General features: G+C 44.8%; 23 protein-coding genes. 3 read left to right on the forward strand and 20 right to left on the reverse strand.

Annotated elements, in window-relative coordinates; genetic code table 11:
* Positions 1–9: 9 nt before the first annotated feature.
* The 15 genes from C2747_RS05635 to C2747_RS05705 all read right to left on the reverse strand — a co-directional run bounded on the left by C2747_RS05635 (position 10) and on the right by C2747_RS05705 (position 11,288).
* Complete coding sequence (locus C2747_RS05635; RefSeq protein ID WP_215330656.1) at positions 10–354, reverse strand: protein tyrosine phosphatase family protein; 345 nt, start codon at positions 352–354, stop codon at positions 10–12.
* 57 nt (positions 355–411) lie between these two features.
* Entirely contained in the window at positions 412–768 is a 357-nt protein-coding gene (locus tag C2747_RS05640; RefSeq protein ID WP_251374699.1) for a DUF6691 family protein, read from the reverse strand.
* A gap of 78 nt (positions 769–846) precedes the next feature.
* Positions 847–1,284 carry a YeeE/YedE family protein gene (locus C2747_RS05645; protein WP_215330658.1) on the reverse strand — a complete coding sequence of 146 codons (438 nt, stop codon included), beginning with the start codon at positions 1,282–1,284 and terminating at the stop codon, positions 847–849.
* A gap of 23 nt (positions 1,285–1,307) precedes the next feature.
* The gene (locus C2747_RS05650; RefSeq protein WP_215330659.1) at positions 1,308–2,429 is read right to left on the reverse strand and encodes a YeeE/YedE family protein; all 1,122 of its coding nucleotides are present in this window, start codon (positions 2,427–2,429) and stop codon (positions 1,308–1,310) included.
* A gap of 20 nt (positions 2,430–2,449) precedes the next feature.
* Positions 2,450–2,764, reverse strand: a complete 315-nt coding sequence (locus tag C2747_RS05655) for a hypothetical protein (RefSeq protein ID WP_251374700.1) — start codon at positions 2,762–2,764, stop codon at positions 2,450–2,452.
* A 59-nt stretch (positions 2,765–2,823) separates the two neighbouring features.
* On the reverse strand, positions 2,824–3,774 hold the full coding sequence (locus C2747_RS05660; protein ID WP_215330660.1) for an MBL fold metallo-hydrolase: 951 nt from the start codon (positions 3,772–3,774) through the stop codon (positions 2,824–2,826).
* Between the two features lie 21 nt (positions 3,775–3,795).
* The gene (locus C2747_RS05665; RefSeq protein WP_215330661.1) at positions 3,796–4,221 is read right to left on the reverse strand and encodes a DsrE family protein; all 426 of its coding nucleotides are present in this window, start codon (positions 4,219–4,221) and stop codon (positions 3,796–3,798) included.
* A 22-nt stretch (positions 4,222–4,243) separates the two neighbouring features.
* On the reverse strand, positions 4,244–5,974 hold the full coding sequence (gene soxB / locus C2747_RS05670) for a thiosulfohydrolase SoxB (protein ID WP_215330662.1): 1,731 nt from the start codon (positions 5,972–5,974) through the stop codon (positions 4,244–4,246).
* A 45-nt stretch (positions 5,975–6,019) separates the two neighbouring features.
* Positions 6,020–6,658 (reverse strand): sulfur oxidation c-type cytochrome SoxX, encoded by a 639-nt coding sequence (gene soxX / locus C2747_RS05675; protein ID WP_215330663.1) that lies wholly within the window; start codon positions 6,656–6,658, stop codon positions 6,020–6,022.
* A gap of 16 nt (positions 6,659–6,674) precedes the next feature.
* Positions 6,675–7,490 (reverse strand): sulfur oxidation c-type cytochrome SoxA, encoded by an 816-nt coding sequence (gene soxA, locus C2747_RS05680; protein WP_215330664.1) that lies wholly within the window; start codon positions 7,488–7,490, stop codon positions 6,675–6,677.
* Positions 7,491–7,544: 54 nt separating this feature from the next.
* Entirely contained in the window at positions 7,545–7,853 is a 309-nt protein-coding gene (soxZ, locus tag C2747_RS05685) for a thiosulfate oxidation carrier complex protein SoxZ (protein ID WP_215330665.1), read from the reverse strand.
* Positions 7,854–7,910: 57 nt separating this feature from the next.
* Complete coding sequence (gene soxY, locus C2747_RS05690) at positions 7,911–8,363, reverse strand: thiosulfate oxidation carrier protein SoxY (protein ID WP_215307216.1); 453 nt, start codon at positions 8,361–8,363, stop codon at positions 7,911–7,913.
* Between the two features lie 85 nt (positions 8,364–8,448).
* Positions 8,449–9,528, reverse strand: coding sequence for a c-type cytochrome (locus C2747_RS05695; RefSeq protein WP_215330666.1), 1,080 nt, complete (start codon positions 9,526–9,528; stop codon positions 8,449–8,451).
* On the reverse strand, positions 9,512–10,867 hold the full coding sequence (gene soxC, locus C2747_RS05700; protein WP_433915515.1) for a sulfite dehydrogenase: 1,356 nt from the start codon (positions 10,865–10,867) through the stop codon (positions 9,512–9,514). The genes C2747_RS05695 and soxC overlap by 17 nt, the downstream gene beginning before the upstream one ends.
* Positions 10,868–10,946: 79 nt before the next feature.
* Positions 10,947–11,288: an ArsR/SmtB family transcription factor gene (locus C2747_RS05705; RefSeq protein WP_215330668.1), complete on the reverse strand. Its 342-nt coding sequence runs from the start codon at positions 11,286–11,288 to the stop codon at positions 10,947–10,949.
* Between the two features lie 103 nt (positions 11,289–11,391).
* On the opposite strand from C2747_RS05705, the gene modB reads away from it, so the two are divergent.
* The 3 genes from modB to C2747_RS05720 all read left to right on the forward strand — a co-directional run bounded on the left by modB (position 11,392) and on the right by C2747_RS05720 (position 13,630).
* Positions 11,392–12,042: a molybdate ABC transporter permease subunit gene (modB, locus tag C2747_RS05710; protein ID WP_215330669.1), complete on the forward strand. Its 651-nt coding sequence runs from the start codon at positions 11,392–11,394 to the stop codon at positions 12,040–12,042.
* Positions 12,042–13,151, forward strand: a complete 1,110-nt coding sequence (locus C2747_RS05715) for an ABC transporter ATP-binding protein (protein ID WP_215330670.1) — start codon at positions 12,042–12,044, stop codon at positions 13,149–13,151. The genes modB and C2747_RS05715 overlap by 1 nt, the downstream gene beginning before the upstream one ends.
* A 167-nt stretch (positions 13,152–13,318) precedes the next feature.
* Entirely contained in the window at positions 13,319–13,630 is a 312-nt protein-coding gene (locus C2747_RS05720; RefSeq protein ID WP_215330671.1) for a high-potential iron-sulfur protein, read from the forward strand.
* 41 nt (positions 13,631–13,671) lie between these two features.
* Here the strand turns inward: C2747_RS05720 and C2747_RS05725 are convergent, their stop codons facing one another.
* From C2747_RS05725 to C2747_RS05745, 5 genes are all read right to left on the reverse strand, one after another.
* Positions 13,672–14,295: a class I SAM-dependent methyltransferase gene (locus C2747_RS05725; RefSeq protein WP_215330672.1), complete on the reverse strand. Its 624-nt coding sequence runs from the start codon at positions 14,293–14,295 to the stop codon at positions 13,672–13,674.
* Positions 14,296–14,298: 3 nt separating this feature from the next.
* A complete protein-coding gene (locus tag C2747_RS05730; RefSeq protein ID WP_215330673.1) occupies positions 14,299–15,507 on the reverse strand; it encodes an O-succinylhomoserine sulfhydrylase in 1,209 nt (402 codons plus the stop codon).
* A gap of 69 nt (positions 15,508–15,576) precedes the next feature.
* Positions 15,577–17,115: an amidophosphoribosyltransferase gene (purF, locus tag C2747_RS05735; protein ID WP_215330674.1), complete on the reverse strand. Its 1,539-nt coding sequence runs from the start codon at positions 17,113–17,115 to the stop codon at positions 15,577–15,579.
* Between the two features lie 4 nt (positions 17,116–17,119).
* Positions 17,120–17,686: a CvpA family protein gene (locus tag C2747_RS05740; protein ID WP_215330675.1), complete on the reverse strand. Its 567-nt coding sequence runs from the start codon at positions 17,684–17,686 to the stop codon at positions 17,120–17,122.
* Entirely contained in the window at positions 17,686–18,393 is a 708-nt protein-coding gene (locus C2747_RS05745) for an SPOR domain-containing protein (protein ID WP_251374701.1), read from the reverse strand. Before C2747_RS05745 ends, C2747_RS05740 begins: the two co-directional genes overlap by 1 nt.
* Between the last annotated feature and the right edge of the window lie 54 nt (positions 18,394–18,447).

An 18,447-nucleotide genomic window follows, 5' to 3' on the forward strand; every position in this document is an offset into this window, starting at 1 on the left:
AATCATTTATTAACGAACTTGCAAAGCCATGTGATACAAATTGGTAGAGCGAGCACCAGAACGACAGAAAGCCAAAATAGGACCCGGCATTGTCTTTAGTAAGCGCGCCATTTCAACAACTTGATCTGGCGTAAATGCACCAGGAATTACTGGCAAAAAGGCGTAATTTAAACCTAAGGCTTCGGCTTGAGCCTGAATTTGTGCATTTGTAGGCTGATCGGGACCGCCTTCAAAATCTGGACGATTATTGATGACGCTTTTGTAACCTTGTTGAACAATCTCAGCTAAATGGCTAGGGTCGATTTGACCCAATGTACCGAAATGATCGGTATGGCAGGCAACAGGAAGACTCATCTAAACCTCAAAAATAATCAGAATTTAAAAACTAATAGCTTTGATTCTAAATCAGACTTACTTTTTGTGGCCTGTAAAGAAGCGGTTGCAGATAGCCATACCAGCTAGCATTGCTAATATAAAGACCAGCGCCTTGAGGTGACCAGCTCCGAGAGCAACAATTGCAGGGCCTGGGCAGAAACCAGCGATACCCCAACCTGCCCCAAAGATCAGGCTACCAATGATGAGGGGCTTCGAAATATCTCTACGAGTGGGAATATGTAGCGCACCACCAAAAAAAGCATTGGAACGCTTGGAAACTAAATAGAAACCGACGAGGCCCACCAGAATTGCACCACCCAGCACAAAAATTAAGGACGGATCCCAGTTGCCAGCAAGATCAAGAAAATTAAGGATCTTTTGCGGGTTGCTCATACCGGAAATGATCAAACCAATTCCGAATAAAACACCGATCAAATATTGGCTAAAAAAATTGAAATGTCTTCTCATGATTTATAGGCCCAGTACATGACGAATGACAAAGACGATGAAAAATCCAGCACTCATGAAAGACAACGTAGCAACTAAAGATCTTGGAGAAAGACGGGACAAGCCACAAACACCATGACCGCTAGTACAACCCGATCCATAGTTAGCGCCAAAACCCACTAGTAGACCAGCAACAATGATGGCGATCCAATCGGTATCAATGACAGTGATTGCGTGAAGATCAAAAAAGAAGCTTGCTAACACTGGCGCGCTTAATAATCCCAAAACAAGACTTAAGCGCCAATTGATATCACCTTCTTTAGGCGACAGTAGTCCAGAAACAATTCCGCTAATGCCTAAGATGCGACCATGGAGGATGACATATAAAGCAGCAGCAAGACCCAAAAAAATTCCACCAAGAAAAGCGGGGCCAGGGGTAAAAGCAAGCCAATCTATCTGCATATGATTTAGCCTAATGTATAAAATTAACTACAAGGGTTAGGTGCATTGCGGGTCTCTAGGTAGCGAAGAGCCAGATATGCGCCAAAGATAAATCCTGGCAAGGCAAGCAGCGAACCAACTGCCAAAGTAGAGATGCCACTTAGGCCTTGACCAACAGTACAACCAAGTGCTGTAACCCCACCAAATCCCATTAGAGTCGCACCAATTAAATGGTTAGCTGTATCTTCCGTATCGCGAAAACTCTCCCAACGGAATGACTTAGTCAGAATAGAAATGCAGGCTGATCCGGAGATCATTCCAATAACAGCAGCAATACCGACCGTGATTACCTTTGAAGTATCGCTATACATCATTAACCAATCTAGGGAATACGCATAAGGCGCTACAAAGGAGAGACTTTCCATGCGACCAGAGTTGGTCACCAAAAAAACCTCTTCCAAGGTATTGGGATCCTCTGCAACAAAGCCCAAGTTACCTGATATCCACCACACTGCACAAATAGCTAGGCCAACAAAAGTTCCGGCAAATAGATTTTCAGCGGTCCAAAAAGCTTTACTTGCAAGTGCATAGGCAATGAAGGCAAAGCCAACTATCAAGCCAACCGCTAGATGAAGGTTATTGCGAGCTATACCAGTGATTGGGCTCAGGATACTTGGTAAATCTTGGGGAGTACTCAAAGCGATGAAAACTGAATCTAAGGTGTTAATGCGAATCACACCTAAAAAGCCTTTTATCGTCATGTAAGCCGAAAGCCCAAGGACAAGGAACACGATGATGGACTTGAGGTTACCGCCACCAATACGGACAAGAGTCTTACTGCCGCAACCAGAGGAAAGCACCATACCGAAACCAAATAGCGTACTACCCACTATGGAGGACAGCCATAAAAACTTATTGACGGTATACATGCTCTTTAGTGGGTCGATGAGCCCCAAGTAAGACATCAAAGCAAACCCAATGATCGCAACACCGATGGCTAGAAACCACTGCTTTAAACGCCCCCAGCTAGACATAATAAAAATATCCGAGACTGCGCCCATGCTACAAAAACCCGTTTTTTGCATAACAGCGCCAAGCAGGAAGGTCACCGCAAAAGTAGCGAGTAAAACCGATTTGCTAAGAGAGGAAATATCTACTGCATTCATAATAAAAATCTTTACTGAAATTATTTAAATTTATAAAACTGCTTGTTGAGAAATGCTGTTACATCAGCCTCGTCCTCAGGGAAAAGATCAAGCCGTAATTCTGTATTGCAAAAAGCGACCATCGTCTTTAAGTTCTGAAGATTTTTAACCTTGCTATCGCTACGGGTGTAAATCATGCCTCCATTGCCAAAGCCAGATTTTTTGCTGTGGCAGGCATAACATTTCTGCTGATCAATTTTTTTACCGTTAACAAGATCCAATGTGGCATGGGCGGATAAATGCAGACCGAACATGGCAACAAATGCAAATACAAGCTTAATCAGTGGTAATTTCATTTGAAATCAGTCATTTAGCGAAGTAAATCACTATTTTAAAGCCAGATGACAAATATGCCTTATTCCGCCTGAATTGAGAGGTAGACGTTATAGGCATTCATGCGGTTTGCCGCCCTAAACAAGGGCATTCCTTCGTATTCGGACCAATCAGCCTGCTGATAGGCCTCCTCAAAAGGATCCATATCGATAGCCGCCTTTGCCATCGATTGACGTAAATACCTTAGATATTCCCTGGTGAAGCCAATATCTTGAATTGGATTAATAGAATGCGCACCATGACCAGGAATCACAATACTGGGATTTAGTGATTCGATCTCATTCAAAGCTTGCAGCCAGCCCTTACTATCAGCATTACCAACAAAAGGGATGCGACCCCGAAAAACCAAGTCTCCTGCAAAAAGGACTTTTTCAGATGGCACATAAATAATTGAGTCCTCGGGCGCATGAGCGGGCCCCACTTTACTAATCTTAAGCTCGACGCCGCCGACTGTGAGCGTAAAACTCTGATCTATCCAGACGTCTGCTGAGATTAAATGAGTAGAAGAATTTACCCAGGGAGCAAAATCAATTCGAGATGCAATGAGCCGCTGATTGGCAGTTTCAGAGGAGATGTAGTTTCTACCCTCACCTTGCGCATAAATCTTTGCCCCAACATTCTTAAACTCTTGGAGCCCGTAGACGTGGTCTGCATGGTAGTGCGTGACGATAACAGCGACTATTTTTTGAGACGTGAGCTTTTTAATTTCAGCAATGAGTTTCTTGGCAAGCGCTGGTGAGCCCAAGGCATCAACGACAACAACACCCTTAGGCGTAATCACAAACCCAGCATTAGAAATAAAATTTTGATTTTTACTGCTACCCATCTCCGCTAAGCCTTTTATAAAATACGTATGAGGCGCAACCTGAATGGGGTTTAAGATTAATTCATCAGAAGCATGAACGGTTTGTATAGATATCAGCAGCCAGAGCGAACCTATAAAAAGTACTCGCAGAACATAAGAGCACAACATATAGCACGCTATTTGCATAACTTACGGCTTGATATAAGCGAAATGATTTTGATGCTGAAGGTCGGCAACTCGAACCACTCCCGATGGAGTGAAGTCTGTATCTAGGGTAAATTGATCTTTCTTCAGATTACGGTTCGTTAATGTAATCTCGCATACCTCAAAACGAACCCCACGTGATTTCAATGCACCAACTAGGGGTGCGTATTCAATTCCATTCTTCTTATCTTTTGCACCTTCCATCATGATATCGACGCCATTGGCATGAGTAACCACAATGATCTTAGTCTTTGGGGATACATCCAAATGATTTCGTATATTACGCAGACCTTTGATGCCCTGAGACTCAGCATCATCAATGTGATAAACCACTTCTGTGGGTCCTGCTGCATAAGCTCCGCTAGTAAACAGGGTAAAAGTAACAGCCAAGCATTGAAGTAATTTTTTCATTATTGATCTCGGATAAAAAGTATTAGAGTGAAACCATTCCAGGATTATTTTTTACACCCTTAATCATCGGTTCATTGAGCTTCACAGCTCTAACAACCTTCACATCACGCAAATGGCGCTCCATCACATCCCAAATCGGTTCTCCACCGACATTCTTAGCATCTTCGCTAACCGGCGCCCAACCAGCAACCTTATATGTCTTGCTAGGATCAATATCCTTGCCATTTAAACGCATATCACTAATCCGCTTACCAGCAGATGCTACTGGATCAATGGTGTATTGCATGCCACCCACACGAACCATGTCGCCACCTTGCTGGTAATACGGATCGGGATTAAATAAGTTGTCTGCCACATCTTCCAAGATAGTCTTGATAGTTTCGCCAGTCATATTGGTAACTGTGGTGTATGGATAGGTAATAGCAGTTTGATCTAACAAGTTCTCACGAGTAATAGCTTGCCCTGGCAATAAGCTGGTGCCCCAACGGAAGCCTGGAGAGAAAGCAATTTCCGCATTCTTCTGAGCCATCAATCCGTCCAAAATTAATTGATCGAAACTGCCGTTGAAATTACCGCGACGATACAAAAGACCATCGGTAGTGGCTAATTTTTCAGTCAACTCAGCTTCATATGGCGCTCGTACCTTAGCGATCAGTTTATTCATCGCAGGATCAGCGGGAATCATATTCGAGAATATTGGGAAAAGCTTGTAGCGGAAATCTACTGGCTTGCCACCTTTCACATCAAAATCCAGCACGCCCAAGAATTTACTATTGGAACCCGCGTTAGTAACTAAAGTTACCCCGCCTGGGTTCTTTACCTTGACTGGAGTCGGAACGCCATCATGCGTGTGACCTCCCATAATCGCATCTAAGCCAGCAACACGAGATGCCATCTTTAAATCAACGTCCATACCGTTATGGGATAGCAACACAACTACTTTGGCGCCTTTAGCCTTTACTTCATTAATGGTCTTCTGAAGATTTTCTTCCTGAATACCAAATGTCCAGTCCGGCGTGAAATAGCGTGGGTTAGCAATCGGCGTGTATGGGAAAGCCTGGCCAATGATGGCCACTTGAATACCATTCTGCACCTTCATTAAATAGGAATTGAAGACAGAGTCACCAAAGTCTGCCGTCTTAATATTTTGAGCAAGAAAAGAAACCTTCCCCTTGAAATCCCCATTCACAATTTCCATGACGCGCTTCTCACCCAGAGTCATCTCCCAGTGCGGAGTCATTACATCAACACCCAAGAGTAAGGCTGCATCAACCATATCCTGACCATTCGTCCAGAGAGCTGTAGCAGACCCCTGCCAAGTATCACCACCATCCAATAACATCACACCCGGACGGCTAGCTTTAATTTGTTTAATCAAAGTTGCCATATGAGCGAAGCCGCCCATCTTGCCGTAATTTTGCGCAGCTGCAACGTAATCAAGATAAGTAAAGGCGTGCGCATCATGCGTGCCTGGCTTAATGCCGTTAGCCTTTAGAAAATATTCTCCGACTAAGTGAGGCGTCTTCCCCTCTTGATCACCAATACCGAGATTGACATTAGGCTCACGAAAATAAATTGGCAACAATTGGGCATGACAATCTGTGAAATGCAAGAAATGTACATTGCCAAACTTTGGCAATTCATAAAATTTCTGAGCAGTTGTTTGCGCGCTAGCAAAGTTAGATTGCAAACTCATGCCGCCAGCAGAGGCGATAGCCAATGCTTGCAAAAATTCACGTCGATTTAAAGACATAGTTATTCCCTTAAGAAAACAGGCCTTACGGCCCGTTTAAATGTGCTATTTATTCACAGGTGATTCTGGATCCAGCAGCAAAGCCATGACATCTTGCATTTGCTGCTCATTTAATAGCTTGAAGTGAGCAAAGCGCGGCATATTGCTGCATGCGTTGTAAGCCTTGGAGTTGTTAATGCGATTCCAGGTATAAGAAACAACCTCAGGTGAATAGCCGCGCATTTTTCCATAGCCAGTTAGGGATGGGCCAATGTTTCCGTAAGAAATCTCTTTGGAATCAATCTGGTGACAGTTATAGCAACCGCCACCAATAGGAGTATCTGCAGTATCAGACCAAGTTGCACCGCGACCACTTTGTGCAATTTTTTCACCATTCTTCCAATCGCCAATGTACTTCCCATCAGACGGCTGCTTAATTGAATCCATATTAATCTTCTGGATTTTCTCGCGCATGGCTTGACCTTGCTTGCTGTTAGCAAACTGAGGGTCTGAGCAGAACTTCTGAGTAGCATCTTGATCAATACGATTTAATCCGGCGATACCGTCAGCTCGGAAGCTCTCTTGAATCATCTTGTTAAATTTTGGATCATTTTTCTGCTGAGCAAGAGCAGGAGTCTGCACTAGACCCGCAGCAAAAATAAATCCTGAAACAGCTAAGAGTTGTTTTAAGTGTGTCATTTTCATTTTCATCTCTTATCCATTAACGCTTTAAGCCGGGTGTTTCGACTATTCCGCCGTTAGCATTCTTGGCCATATACATGGACAGGGCCAAAGTGACATCTGAGCCATAAATTGGGAATGGGAAGCGTTGCTGACGGAAACAATCATTCAGGCGTTGTTGCATCGTCCAAAATTGTCCACTCGATACGCGGTAGGCTGGCCAATAACCCCAACCCAAAGCGGCACCCTTTTGCTCTGTAATATTGGGTAAATCTTGCAAACGAATACGCTTATTATTTTCAGCATGGCAAGATGCGCAGGAGAAGTCCATTGGACCACCCTGAAAAAAGAAAGCGCGCTTACCAAGGTCATACATTTCTTTTTCTTTTGGATGAGCTGTACTTACCTTAATCTTGTCGCCCTTAGATAAAGTGACAACGTAGGCAACGATAGCCTCCATATCCTTCTTAGGACCCTTTTGAAATGGAGCATCAATCATTTCGTGTGGATCGCGACCCTGCAACACCTGCATACAGGTCATCAAGCGTGACTCTAAATCTTGAACTTTATTAGTGTCTTTAAAGTAGCGTGGCAGCTGAGCTGCAGCACCTTTCACCACCCCAGGACCTAAACCCAGATTACATTGCTCAAGAGTTGCATTCTTTGGACCAGCAGGTTTTTTCCACAGCTCTTCACCTGCCGCCTCGTAGAGCTCTGAAGGGTTTCCATCTGCAATCATCTCGCGATATTTAGCAATATCGTCTGTAGCACTCTTTTGTGCTGACACCGAAGTTGCCATTGTTAATAAAGCCGCTACTAAACCACTAGCGAGCCCTAAGGTCAATTTACGCTGCATTTCCTACCCTTTCAAAACCACAGAGGCGGTCAAGATTTATTAAAGCTAAAACAATTAAGAAGCGGTTGCTTCATCAGTGCGTTTGTCGCCTTTACTATCACCCCAAGTCACAATAATTTTGTCGCCCTTAGCACCCTTGTACTTGAAGTTCAAAAATGGGTCTTTAGATACCGCTGGACCAAATTGGCCATTAAATACGTCCTTGCCATTTGCTTTCACATTAATCGTGCTGATAAACCATGCTGGAATAGTTTTACCGGCAGCGTCTTTACGCTGACCAGATTCCATGTCGTGTTTCATCAAAATTTTTACGTCTACAGTGCCACCATTTTCAGCAGCTCTTACGCGCATTGGATCAGCCATTTTGGTTCCTCTTTTACTCTATAGATAAATGAATTGTTCTGTTGGATTACCGCGAAATTAACCGCCGCAACCACCAAGCGTTACTTTGACCTCTTTAACAGTCATTAGCCACTTACCATCAGCCTTGACTAAGCCATATACATTGGATGTTTGACCCATCTTGATACGAGTGGTAACAAAAGCGTCTGTGCCAGCCGGGATGAAGAATTGAGCTGCAAGTGCGCTTGGATTCTTTTCAACTAAGATTGCCATTTGCTCTGCTTTGAGCGAAGTGATAATTCCGACAGGAACGACTGCGCCGTTTTCAGCGATATCAGGGGCATTTAAAGTCACTGCGGATGATTTTTCTGGACTACTAGCACCCATTATCTTGAATACATCATCGATACCCTTGCCTTCAAAAGCTGCCTTATTCCACTCTTGTGCTTGAGCTGTACTAATAAGGCCTGCAGAAGCCATCAGACCAAATACTGCTGAGTACTTCAATACACTGCGACGCTGCTGATTCATAAAAACTCCTTTATTAATCTTTACTTCTCTCAATTTATTGCTTATTTTGCATTAAAACGCCCTGCTTACTACCAAAAATAGCTTTTTATTTACCGCCAGAAAGCATCCAAAGCACCAAAGTCTTACGATCTTCGTCGGAAAGCTGAGCTTGAGCAGGCATCGGGATCGAACCCCACACCCCCGCTCCCCCTACTTTTACCTTGATCGACAACTTATCAACTGCACCGCTCTGACCCTCATACTTTTTAGCAATATCTGCAATTGATGGTCCGACTAACTTGGCGTTAGGTGCATGGCAAGCGGAGCAGTTCTCATTTTTAAAGAGGACTGAGGGACCTTTTGCTGCGGAAGAATGGGTCTCCACTGCCTGCGCTAAACCAAGACCTGAAGTTCCGGGCAATTGCTTAATCGGTGGCTTCGTAGTGTTTGCACCACGATAAGGTCCATACATGCGATTTTGATCGGCAATATTTTCATGCGCGTTCCGAGCAAAATCCGGCAAGGTTGACCCAATTTGTACAAATGGCACGCAGTTATGCATGCATGCACTACCATTCGTATCAGGCTTATCTTTAGCGTTCCAGAATCCGTGTTTCGTCGTCATGCCGTTACGATTTGGCATTTTAATTTCAGCAATATTTTTATCGCTGAGAACGAAATCATCTGGAACGATTTCACCAAGACTCAAAATAAATGCAACCAGCGCATAGGTATCATCAGGAGTCAGTGATCTAGGCGCATTCCACGGCATCGCTCGGTAAATGTAATCCCATAATGTAGATACCGTAGAGACCTTCATTAAGGTCGTTCTTTGCGGTTGCTTCATATCTTTTAATGAGGCAACTCGACCTGTCTTCAGATCATCCTTGGTAGTGCCCCCAGCGATAGGCGTGAAGATTTCATTGGACTCACCAAAGGTGCCATGACAACTAGCGCATTTAGCTTCCCAAATAACTTGCCCTTTTTCAACCGAACCAGATCCCTTAGGTAAACCCTTGAAGTCTGGGCGCACATCAATATCCCAAGCTTTAACTTCAGCAGGAGTAGCCACCCTGCCAATACCAGGAAACTGAGCTAAACCTGATTGAGCAAATGTGAATTGTGCAGCCACTGTAATAAGTGCTGCAACTCCTAGGCGGAGGATCAATTTATCCAACTTGAACATTGCTCACCTCACCGTTTGTATCCAATTTCCATGATTGGATTGCATTGTTGTGATAGATAGAGCGTGTACCGCGTACATTACGTAACGTTTTAATCGGTGGTTGAATGTAGCCAGTATCATCCACGGCTCTTGACTGCATGATTGATGGGGAGCCATCCCACACCCAATCGATATTAAAACGCGTGATCGATTTAGTGAGGACAGGCGTTTCTAGTCGAGCTGTTCGCCAGTTATTACCACCATCAAAAGAAACATCTACTCGAGTAATTTTTCCGCGTCCAGACCAGGCCATACCACTCACGTTATAAAAACCTTTATCCAAAAGCTGTTGGCCACCCGATGGTGTGGTGATAACAGATTTGCATTCCTGAATAGAGGAGTATTGACGGTGATCGCCATTTGGCATCAGATCAATGTAGTGAATCGCTTCATCCTTGGAGCCCCATGGAGCATCGCCCACCTCTAAACGGCGCAACCACTTCACCCAGCTAACACCTTGAACTCCGGGGACTACCAAGCGCAATGGGAAGCCGTTTTCTGGACGCAACATTTCACCATTCATCGCCCAGGCCACAATCGTGTCGTTAAGGCAGCTCTCAAGATTGATAGTGCGAGTCATTCCCGAACCATCACCACCCTCGGCTAACATGAACTTTCCTTTTTTAAAGTCAGCGCCACACTCCTCCAGCAACACCTTTAAAGGAACTCCCGTGAATTCACAGCAAGAAAGCATGCCATGGGTGTATTGGACTGTTGGGACGGCCACGTTACCCCACTCTAATCCGGTATTCGCACCACACTCAATGAAGTGAGTTCGAGAAACTGAAGGCAGGCGCATTAAATCGTTCATCGTGAAAACACGTGGATTCTTCACCATGCCATTTACCATCAAGCGATGTGTTTCTGGATTGACGTTGTACCACCCCTGATGATGGCGCTCAAAATGTAATCCGTTGGGAGTAATGGTTCCGAATAAGCCTTGAAGTGGAGTAAAAGCAACAGAAGCTGCTGACACACGAGTCAAACCTGGAGACTCACGACGAATGAGGTTTGACTCATAAATTGACGGCACACCATATGGCATGGTTGCTACATTCTTGCCAAGCGTTGTTTGCCATTCTTGCTTTTCTAAAATAGCGGGATCGCCTTCCCCTGCTGCCATCGCTAGTGGAGCTACTAGTCCAGCGCTTACGCCACCTAGTGCAGATAAAAAGCCTTTACGCAAGAATCCTCGGCGATTTTCATCCAAACCGTTTGTATTGATATCGGCGATAAGCTCCTGAGAAATGAAATGTTCAGGTGCCTTTACTAGGCGAGCCTGATTGGTTGGCTTTTCGATTGCGCTGATGTCCTGCGCGCTAATCTCAATGTGTTTTTTGGTCATTTGATATTTGCTTTGGTCAATAGATACTTCAAAGTTAATGCAAACTCTCAGCAATTTTTGCGCACACGGTTTGGCACATTTCTACAGTAGCGTTATCAGCGATTGAGTAAAAGACAGTGATGCCCTCTTTGCGTCTAAGCAAAATTCCCACTTTATGGAGCGCAGAAAGGTGACGTGAAACATTGGCTTGGCTGGAGCCACATAACTCAACAACCTCGGACACAGACTTTTCACCGCTACACACCGCATACATGATGCGTAGGCGTGACGGCTCTGAAAGTACATTAAAGTATTCGGCAACGCGTTTAAAAACCTCTTCCATTGCTTGTGGAGAGAGATCTTTGGTGGCTTTTTTTGCTTTAGCTTTTATATTCATTATTGATAATCATATATGCGTATATATGCATTTATTAAATACCCAAGATCCTTGTATTCATATAGAGAAATACCCTAGCCCATGGAGGCAATACAATAGGTGTATGGATATTGACGCAATTCTGCTGTCCCTAAAGCTTGCTTTTTGGACCATGGCTCTGATGTTGCCATTTGGGATATGGGTTGCCCATAAGTTAATGAATCTCAACAGAAGCCGGCCATGGGTTGAGGCTGCCCTAGCACTTCCCTTGGTACTGCCACCAACAGTTTTAGGCTACTACTTTCTAGTTGCATTTGGTAACACCAGTATTTACGGCATTCCCCTTGTGTTCTCATTTACAGGGGTCCTACTTGCCTCACTGATTGCAAACATCCCATTTGCAATTCAACCTATACAGAGAGCTTTTGAGGCCATTAATCCTGAAATCCGAGAGGCTGCCCAAGTAAGCGGCCTTAGCAATTGGCAAATCTTTCGCTTAATTGAACTGCCACTTTCTTGGCGAGGCATCACTGGTGCCGCTGCCCTCACCTTTGCACATACCCTTGGAGAATTCGGCGTAGTCCTGATGGTTGGTGGCGCAATACCTAGTGAAACGAAAACAGCTTCTATTGCAATTTATGACAAGGTGCAGAGCTTTGATACTGCTGGTGCCGGCGCTATTGCTCTCGTGCTCTTAGGCATTTCTCTCATATGCATTGCCCTCTCATATGGAGTATTGGGGCCTAAGCCAAATCTACGTAAAGGCTTCGACTAATGCTAAAGGTCAAGATTCAGCAGATTACTCCAAGCCCACTTCAAATTAGTTTGGAATGTGCCCCAGGTGAGTTGCATGCCCTGGTCGGCCCGTCCGGAAGCGGAAAAACCTCCGCCCTCAGAACCATTGCAGGCTTAAACAGACCAGCTAGTGGGAAAATTGAATGCAATGGTGAGGTCTGGTTTGAAGCCGATGATCTTGGCAACATAGCCCAACAACTTCGCTCCGCAGAACGGTCTTGCGGTTTCTTATTTCAGCAATATGCCCTATTTCCTCATCTGAGCGCCTTAGGCAATGTAACGATTCCATTGCAAAACTCTGACCTCAACAAATTGCAGCGCAAGATGATTAGCCTCGATCTACTGGATAGAATGGGCATTGCAAATCTTGCGGAGCGCATGCCAAGTCAACTGTCTGGCGGACAGCAGCAACGCGTTGCTCTTGCAAGAGCACTTGCTAGACAACCGAAAGTCTTATTGCTAGATGAACCATTCTCGGCGATCGATACACCAACACGCCATGGTCTTTATAAAACATTGGCAGACTTACGTTCAGATCTACATATCCCCATCTTATTAGTCACACATGATCTACGAGAGGCTGATTTATTGGCCGATCGAATTACTGTTATTGACCAAGGCATCAGTCTGCAAACTGCAGCGCCACAAGTACTATTTCAGAAACCAAGGAATTCCAGGGTTGCGGAATTGGTAGGCATTAGCAATATGTTTAGTGGCGTATTCGATACCGGCAGCTTAAGTTGGGATGGCTGCACGAAGGTCTTTACAGTCACTGACAAAGGAAAGATACCACCGAAAGCGCGGGTTGCCTGGGTTATTCCCCAAAGTGGCTTGAGCGTTCATAACAAACCAGCACAAACTAGCATACCTGCCTTGGTTGAAAAGATGAGCAGTCTTGGTCAAATAGCCGTCATTCAATTGCGAATTCAGAATAGTCAAAATACGATTGAATGGGAGGCCTCCTCGGCCGAAGTAAAGAGGCTGGAGATGGAGGTTGGTAAGCAAATGCATATCGAGCTCGATGGCAATCAAATTCACATCATGCCCTTACGCCCTATTAATGATCCTAGGCGCTTTATAGGGCAATAAAAAGGGTTTGATCTGAGATATTGGTCAGCTCTCGAGCTGGCACTGTTCATTAATGCCCCACTAAAACGCTAATGTTTATTACCCTATGCATAGAAGTGGTATTTTGATTACTATGTTAACTTGAAGTCGATTTTTTTAATAATCCCTTTGGAAATATGGAGTTTTACATGCAAAATAGTCGTCGCCAATTTATGATCTTGTCCGCTGCTGGTGCTTGCACTTTGGCTTTGAACGGTCAAGTTCAAGCTCAAGCCATGGTTGCTGAAACGGATCCACAAGCTTCTGCTTTGGGTTACAAAGCTAACGCTACTACAGTAGATAAAGCAAAGTATCCTAAGTACGCTGCTGGTCAAGCGTGTACGAACTGTGCTTTATTCCAAGGCAAAGCTGATGCATCAGCCGGTGGTTGCGCATTGTTTGCGGGTAAGCAAGTTGCTGGCAAAGGCTGGTGTTCTGCTTACGCTAAGAAGGCTGGTTGAGCCACAACACTGAATCAAAAAGCTGCTTCGGCAGCTTTTTTTTACACCCTCTTTTTAGCTACCATTCCAAGTAATGCTGACATACCAGTGTGCCTTACACCCTCCGATAATTCTTTTTCGTAGCAATGCAGATCGAGTATTTCAAAATCCCTGCTCAACTCACGAATCATTTCTTCTGTATAGAGGTGCTCTATTAGTGATGGGCCACCGGTTTTGTACTTCAACTGCTTTGGGGTGTATCCCTGCAGAATAAATAGGCCGCCTGGCTTCAACGTCTGATGAACTTGCTTGAAAATTCTGGCGCGCATTTCGGGATCAGCAAACTGAATAAAGATGCCAATGACCGCATCATATGATTGGGCCTGCCAATCAAAACCATCTGTATCACAAAGGCTGTACTGAATATTGACTTGGTTATCTTTAGCAAACTGAACGGCTTTGGCTTGTGCAATATCAGAAACGTCAAATCCTGTGACATGCATGCCTTGCTTAGCAAGCCAAACGCCATTACGCCCTTCCCCATCAGCAATACAAAGAACAGAGGAATTGGGCTTTAGATAACGTGAGGCTTGTTCGACCAGATATTCATTTGGCTCTTTACCAAAAATAAACTCTTTTTTATCAAAGCGCTCATTCCAAAACTGGGTAGCATCTGTAAAGCCCATGAATTACTTCTTCAAACCACCAATGAGATCGCTCTTTAAATCCACTACGCTCTCAAGTCCAACAGCAATACGGACTAAGCCATCAGTGATGCCAGCAGCTTTGCGAGCCTCTGGAGTGACTCGGCAGTGTGTGGTTGTGGCAGGATGGGTAATTGTTGTACGAGTGTCCCCCAAGTTTGCTGTGATGGAGCAAAGCTTGGTTTGGTTAATCAACTTGAAGGCCGCTTTTTTCCCACCCTTAAGCGTGAAAGATAAGATAGCGCCACCCGCTTTTTGTTGACGCTTAGCCAAGGCATGCTGAGGATGAGACTTCAGGCCAGGATGGTAAACACGCTCTACTCCCGACTGTTTCTCAAGCCATTGAGCGATCTCTAGAGCATTTTGACTCTGCTGCTTCATACGCAATTCCAGAGTCTCCAAACCTTTTAAGAATACCCAGGCATTGAATGCTGAGAGTGTTGGGCCAGCAGTACGGACAAAGGGAAATACTTTTCCCATGATGAAATCATTGCTACCGACAATTGCACCACCAACTACGCGACCCTGACCATCTAAATATTTGGTTGCCGAATGGATCACTACGTCAGCGCCTAACAAGATAGGTCTTTGCAAAGCCGGCGTACAAAAACAGTTATCAACAGCAAATAGCGCATTAGCTTTCTTTGCTATTTTGGAGATAGCTTTGATATCAGCAATCTCAGTTAAAGGATTAGATGGTGTTTCCAAATAAAACAATTTGGTGTTTTCTTGGACGGCACTCTGCCAAGCCTTGGTATCCGACAAATCAACATAAGTCGTAGTAATACCAAAGCGTCCCAGAATATTGCTAAACAATTGAATGGTGGCGCCGAATACAGAGCGAGAGCAAACAACGTGATCACCCGCCTGAAGATGCGACATGGCCATTGTCAAAATAGCAGCCATACCAGATGAAGTTGCAATACATGCTTCGCCACCCTCTAGGGCAGCCAATCGATCTTGGAACATGCTGACAGTAGGATTGGTAAAGCGAGAGTAGATAAAGCCCTGATCTGCATGCGCAAAGCCATCAGCTGCAAGTTCAGCACTATCAAAGCAAAAACTAGAAGTGAGGAACATAGCCTCAGAGTGCTCTTGATATTCAGCAGTGCGGCGTGTGCCAGCACGAACCGCCAAGGTTTCAAGTGCAAGCTTGGAGAAGTCAGGTTTTTTACGGATAGGTTTACTCTTCATACCGCTATTTTGACACCGAATTACAGAATTGCCTCAGACACGCATGTCCGAGGAACTCAATCGTTGTTTTTAGTCTTCTGTGGCTAGGTGCAAATGTAGCTGCGAACGGGCAAAGTCACTAGAATCGCGTTGACGGTCGGCCTTGGCCTCAGAGGAATTGCGAGCCGCCTCCAGGGCATCTAAGTAAGATTCATTGATGTCGCCGGTAACATAATAGCCATCAAAACAAGATGCCTCAAAATGCTGGATATCAGGATTGATATCCTTCACGGCCTGTTTCATATCCTCGACGCTTTGGTAGATTAATTGGTCCGCACCAATCATCTTGTTGATCTCTTCATCAGTACGGCCGTAAGCAACTAACTCACTGCGGGTTGGCATATCGATGCCATACACATTGGGGAAGCGTACAGGTGGTGCAGCAGAAGCAAAAATCACTTTCTTAGCGCCAGATTCTCGTGCCATCTGCACAATCTCAAATGAAGTAGTACCCCGAACAATAGAGTCGTCCACGATGAGTACGGTCTTGTCTTTGAACTCAATGCGCATGGCATTGAGTTTTTGGCGGACTGATTTTTTACGAACAGCCTGACCCGGCATGATGAAGGTTCTACCGATATAGCGATTCTTAAAGAATCCTTCGCGGTAATCTACACCTAGACGTTTAGCAACCTGCATTGCGGCTGGACGACTTGAGTCAGGAATCGGCATGACCACATCAATCTCACCCGGAATAGTTTCTTTGCGAATCTTTTCGGCGAGATAGTCACCCATACGCATACGTACGTTGTAAACAGTCACGCCATCAATCGTAGAGTCCGGACGAGCCATGTAAACATATTCAAAAATGCAAGGCGTCAGAACTGCATCAGCAACGCACTGACGTGAAGTGAAATTACCATCCAAATCAATATAAATTGCTTCACCAGGATTGACATCACGTACAAAGGTAAAGCCAAGACCATCGAGCGCTACGGACTCAGAGGCAATCATCCACTCCGGACCCTTCGATGTATCCATGCGTCCAATACAGAGAGGACGAATTCCAAACGGATCACGGAATGCTAATAAACCATAACCAGCTATCAAAGAAACGACCGCGTAAGAGCCTTTAACGCGCTTGGTTACTTGTGTAACGGCGTTAAACATAGCACCCTCATCTAATGCAGCACTATTAGTTTCTTTTTGAAGTTCATCAGCCAATACATTCAGAAGCACTTCTGTATCTGAACTAGTATTAATGTGGCGACGATCACGATAAGCCATCTCTACACGCAGGCTAGCCGCGTTAGTCAGATTGCCATTGTGGGCCAAGATAATGCCGTAAGGAGCACTGACATAAAAAGGCTGAGCCTCTTCCTCGCTACTTGCAGAGCCAGCAGTTGGGTAGCGAACCTGACCAATACCAGCGCTACCTACTAGACTTCGCATATTGCGCGTTCTAAATACATCTCGCACAAGACCATTGGCTTTATGCATCGTAAATGAATTGCCGTTCATCGTTGCCATACCGGCAGCATCTTGACCGCGATGTTGGAGTAACAACAACGCGTCATAAATGAGTTGATTTACTGGGGAGTGGGAAACTGTTCCGACAACGCCGCACATAAGCCTAGATCCCTATTGTTAAAGAAGGTGTAACGGTGGGTGTAATTTTAGGCATTGCATCACCTAATTGCTTCGCCCAATCAGCTGGCAACCAAGCTTTTATTAAACTAGTTGCCATATCAATGGCTGGTCGGGTAATTGCCTTCTGCCAAGCTACGCTTTGGGGAATAGGAGTTAAGGCCGCCAATGTGGCCATCACAACTACAACTACACCGCCACGCGCCAGGCCAAAAACAAGACCGAGGAATCGATCTGTCATGCTCAATCCAGCGGACAAAATAATCTTTTGAATCACATTGCCGATCAAGCCACAGACAATCAAGGTAAGAATAAATAAAATGAGGAAGCTCACACCCAAACTCAGCAACTCATCCATATGAAAAGTGGATAACCATTCAACAGAAAGGTAGTTGGTGTAGTGATAAGCAACCCAAGCAGCTACAAACCAAGAGGCTAGTGCTAGCACCTCTTTAAAAAGACCCCGAGAAATCCCCACCAATGCAGAAACTAACAGCACTACCAGGGTGAAGTAATCCACCGTGGTTAATTTCAGGGTGGATAAATATTCCATTAAGGGGCTTCTACCTCAACTAGCCTTGGAGATAATCCCATAGCTTTGACTTTTTTCTCAGCAGTTTCAGCAGCATCCTTATCGGCAAAAGGTCCAGCTCTTAATACATAAAGCTTTACACCGTCAGCACCGGTTTTGTTTAAAACATAGTTGGGAATCTTTTGATCCTTCATCTTAGCTATCCAGCCCTTAGCCCGCTCTTCAGATGCAAAAGCGCCAATCTGAATGACATATTTACCAGGACCTACTTTTTTAGGTAGCTCTTCAGTTTTTGATTTAGTAATTGCATTTGGCGTAGCAATCACCTCTTCACCTGCAGCCAAACCACTAATAGAATTTGCTTTGCTTGCCATAGGCAATGGTGATGTCACTGCAGCTTCTTTAGACGGAGTAGGTGCTTTTTCTTTAGCAGGCACTTCAACAGCAGCAGTTGGATTTACCTTTTCATCATTTGCAGGCATTACAGCGTTAGGAGTAGGCAGGCTAGTCACAATATTCACAGCAATATCGTTATTCACAGACTTGGGCTTGTTATCCAAAATACGAGGAAGACCAACTACCGCAATTAACACTAGGACAGCCGCACCAATCAGACGATGACGGGCACGCTGCTGATCTGGATCTTCTGTAAGCGCTAGCTCTTCATTTTCTTGGGCACGCTGAAAACTACGGGGAGCTAATTTATTGACTGTAAGACGACTCCTCACCGAAGCCCGATCAAGGTCTTCAGTCTCAGAGTTTCGCTTAAAAAGCTTCGGTAA

The organism is Polynucleobacter corsicus (assembly GCF_018688255.1).
GTDB lineage: Bacteria > Pseudomonadota > Gammaproteobacteria > Burkholderiales > Burkholderiaceae > Polynucleobacter > Polynucleobacter corsicus.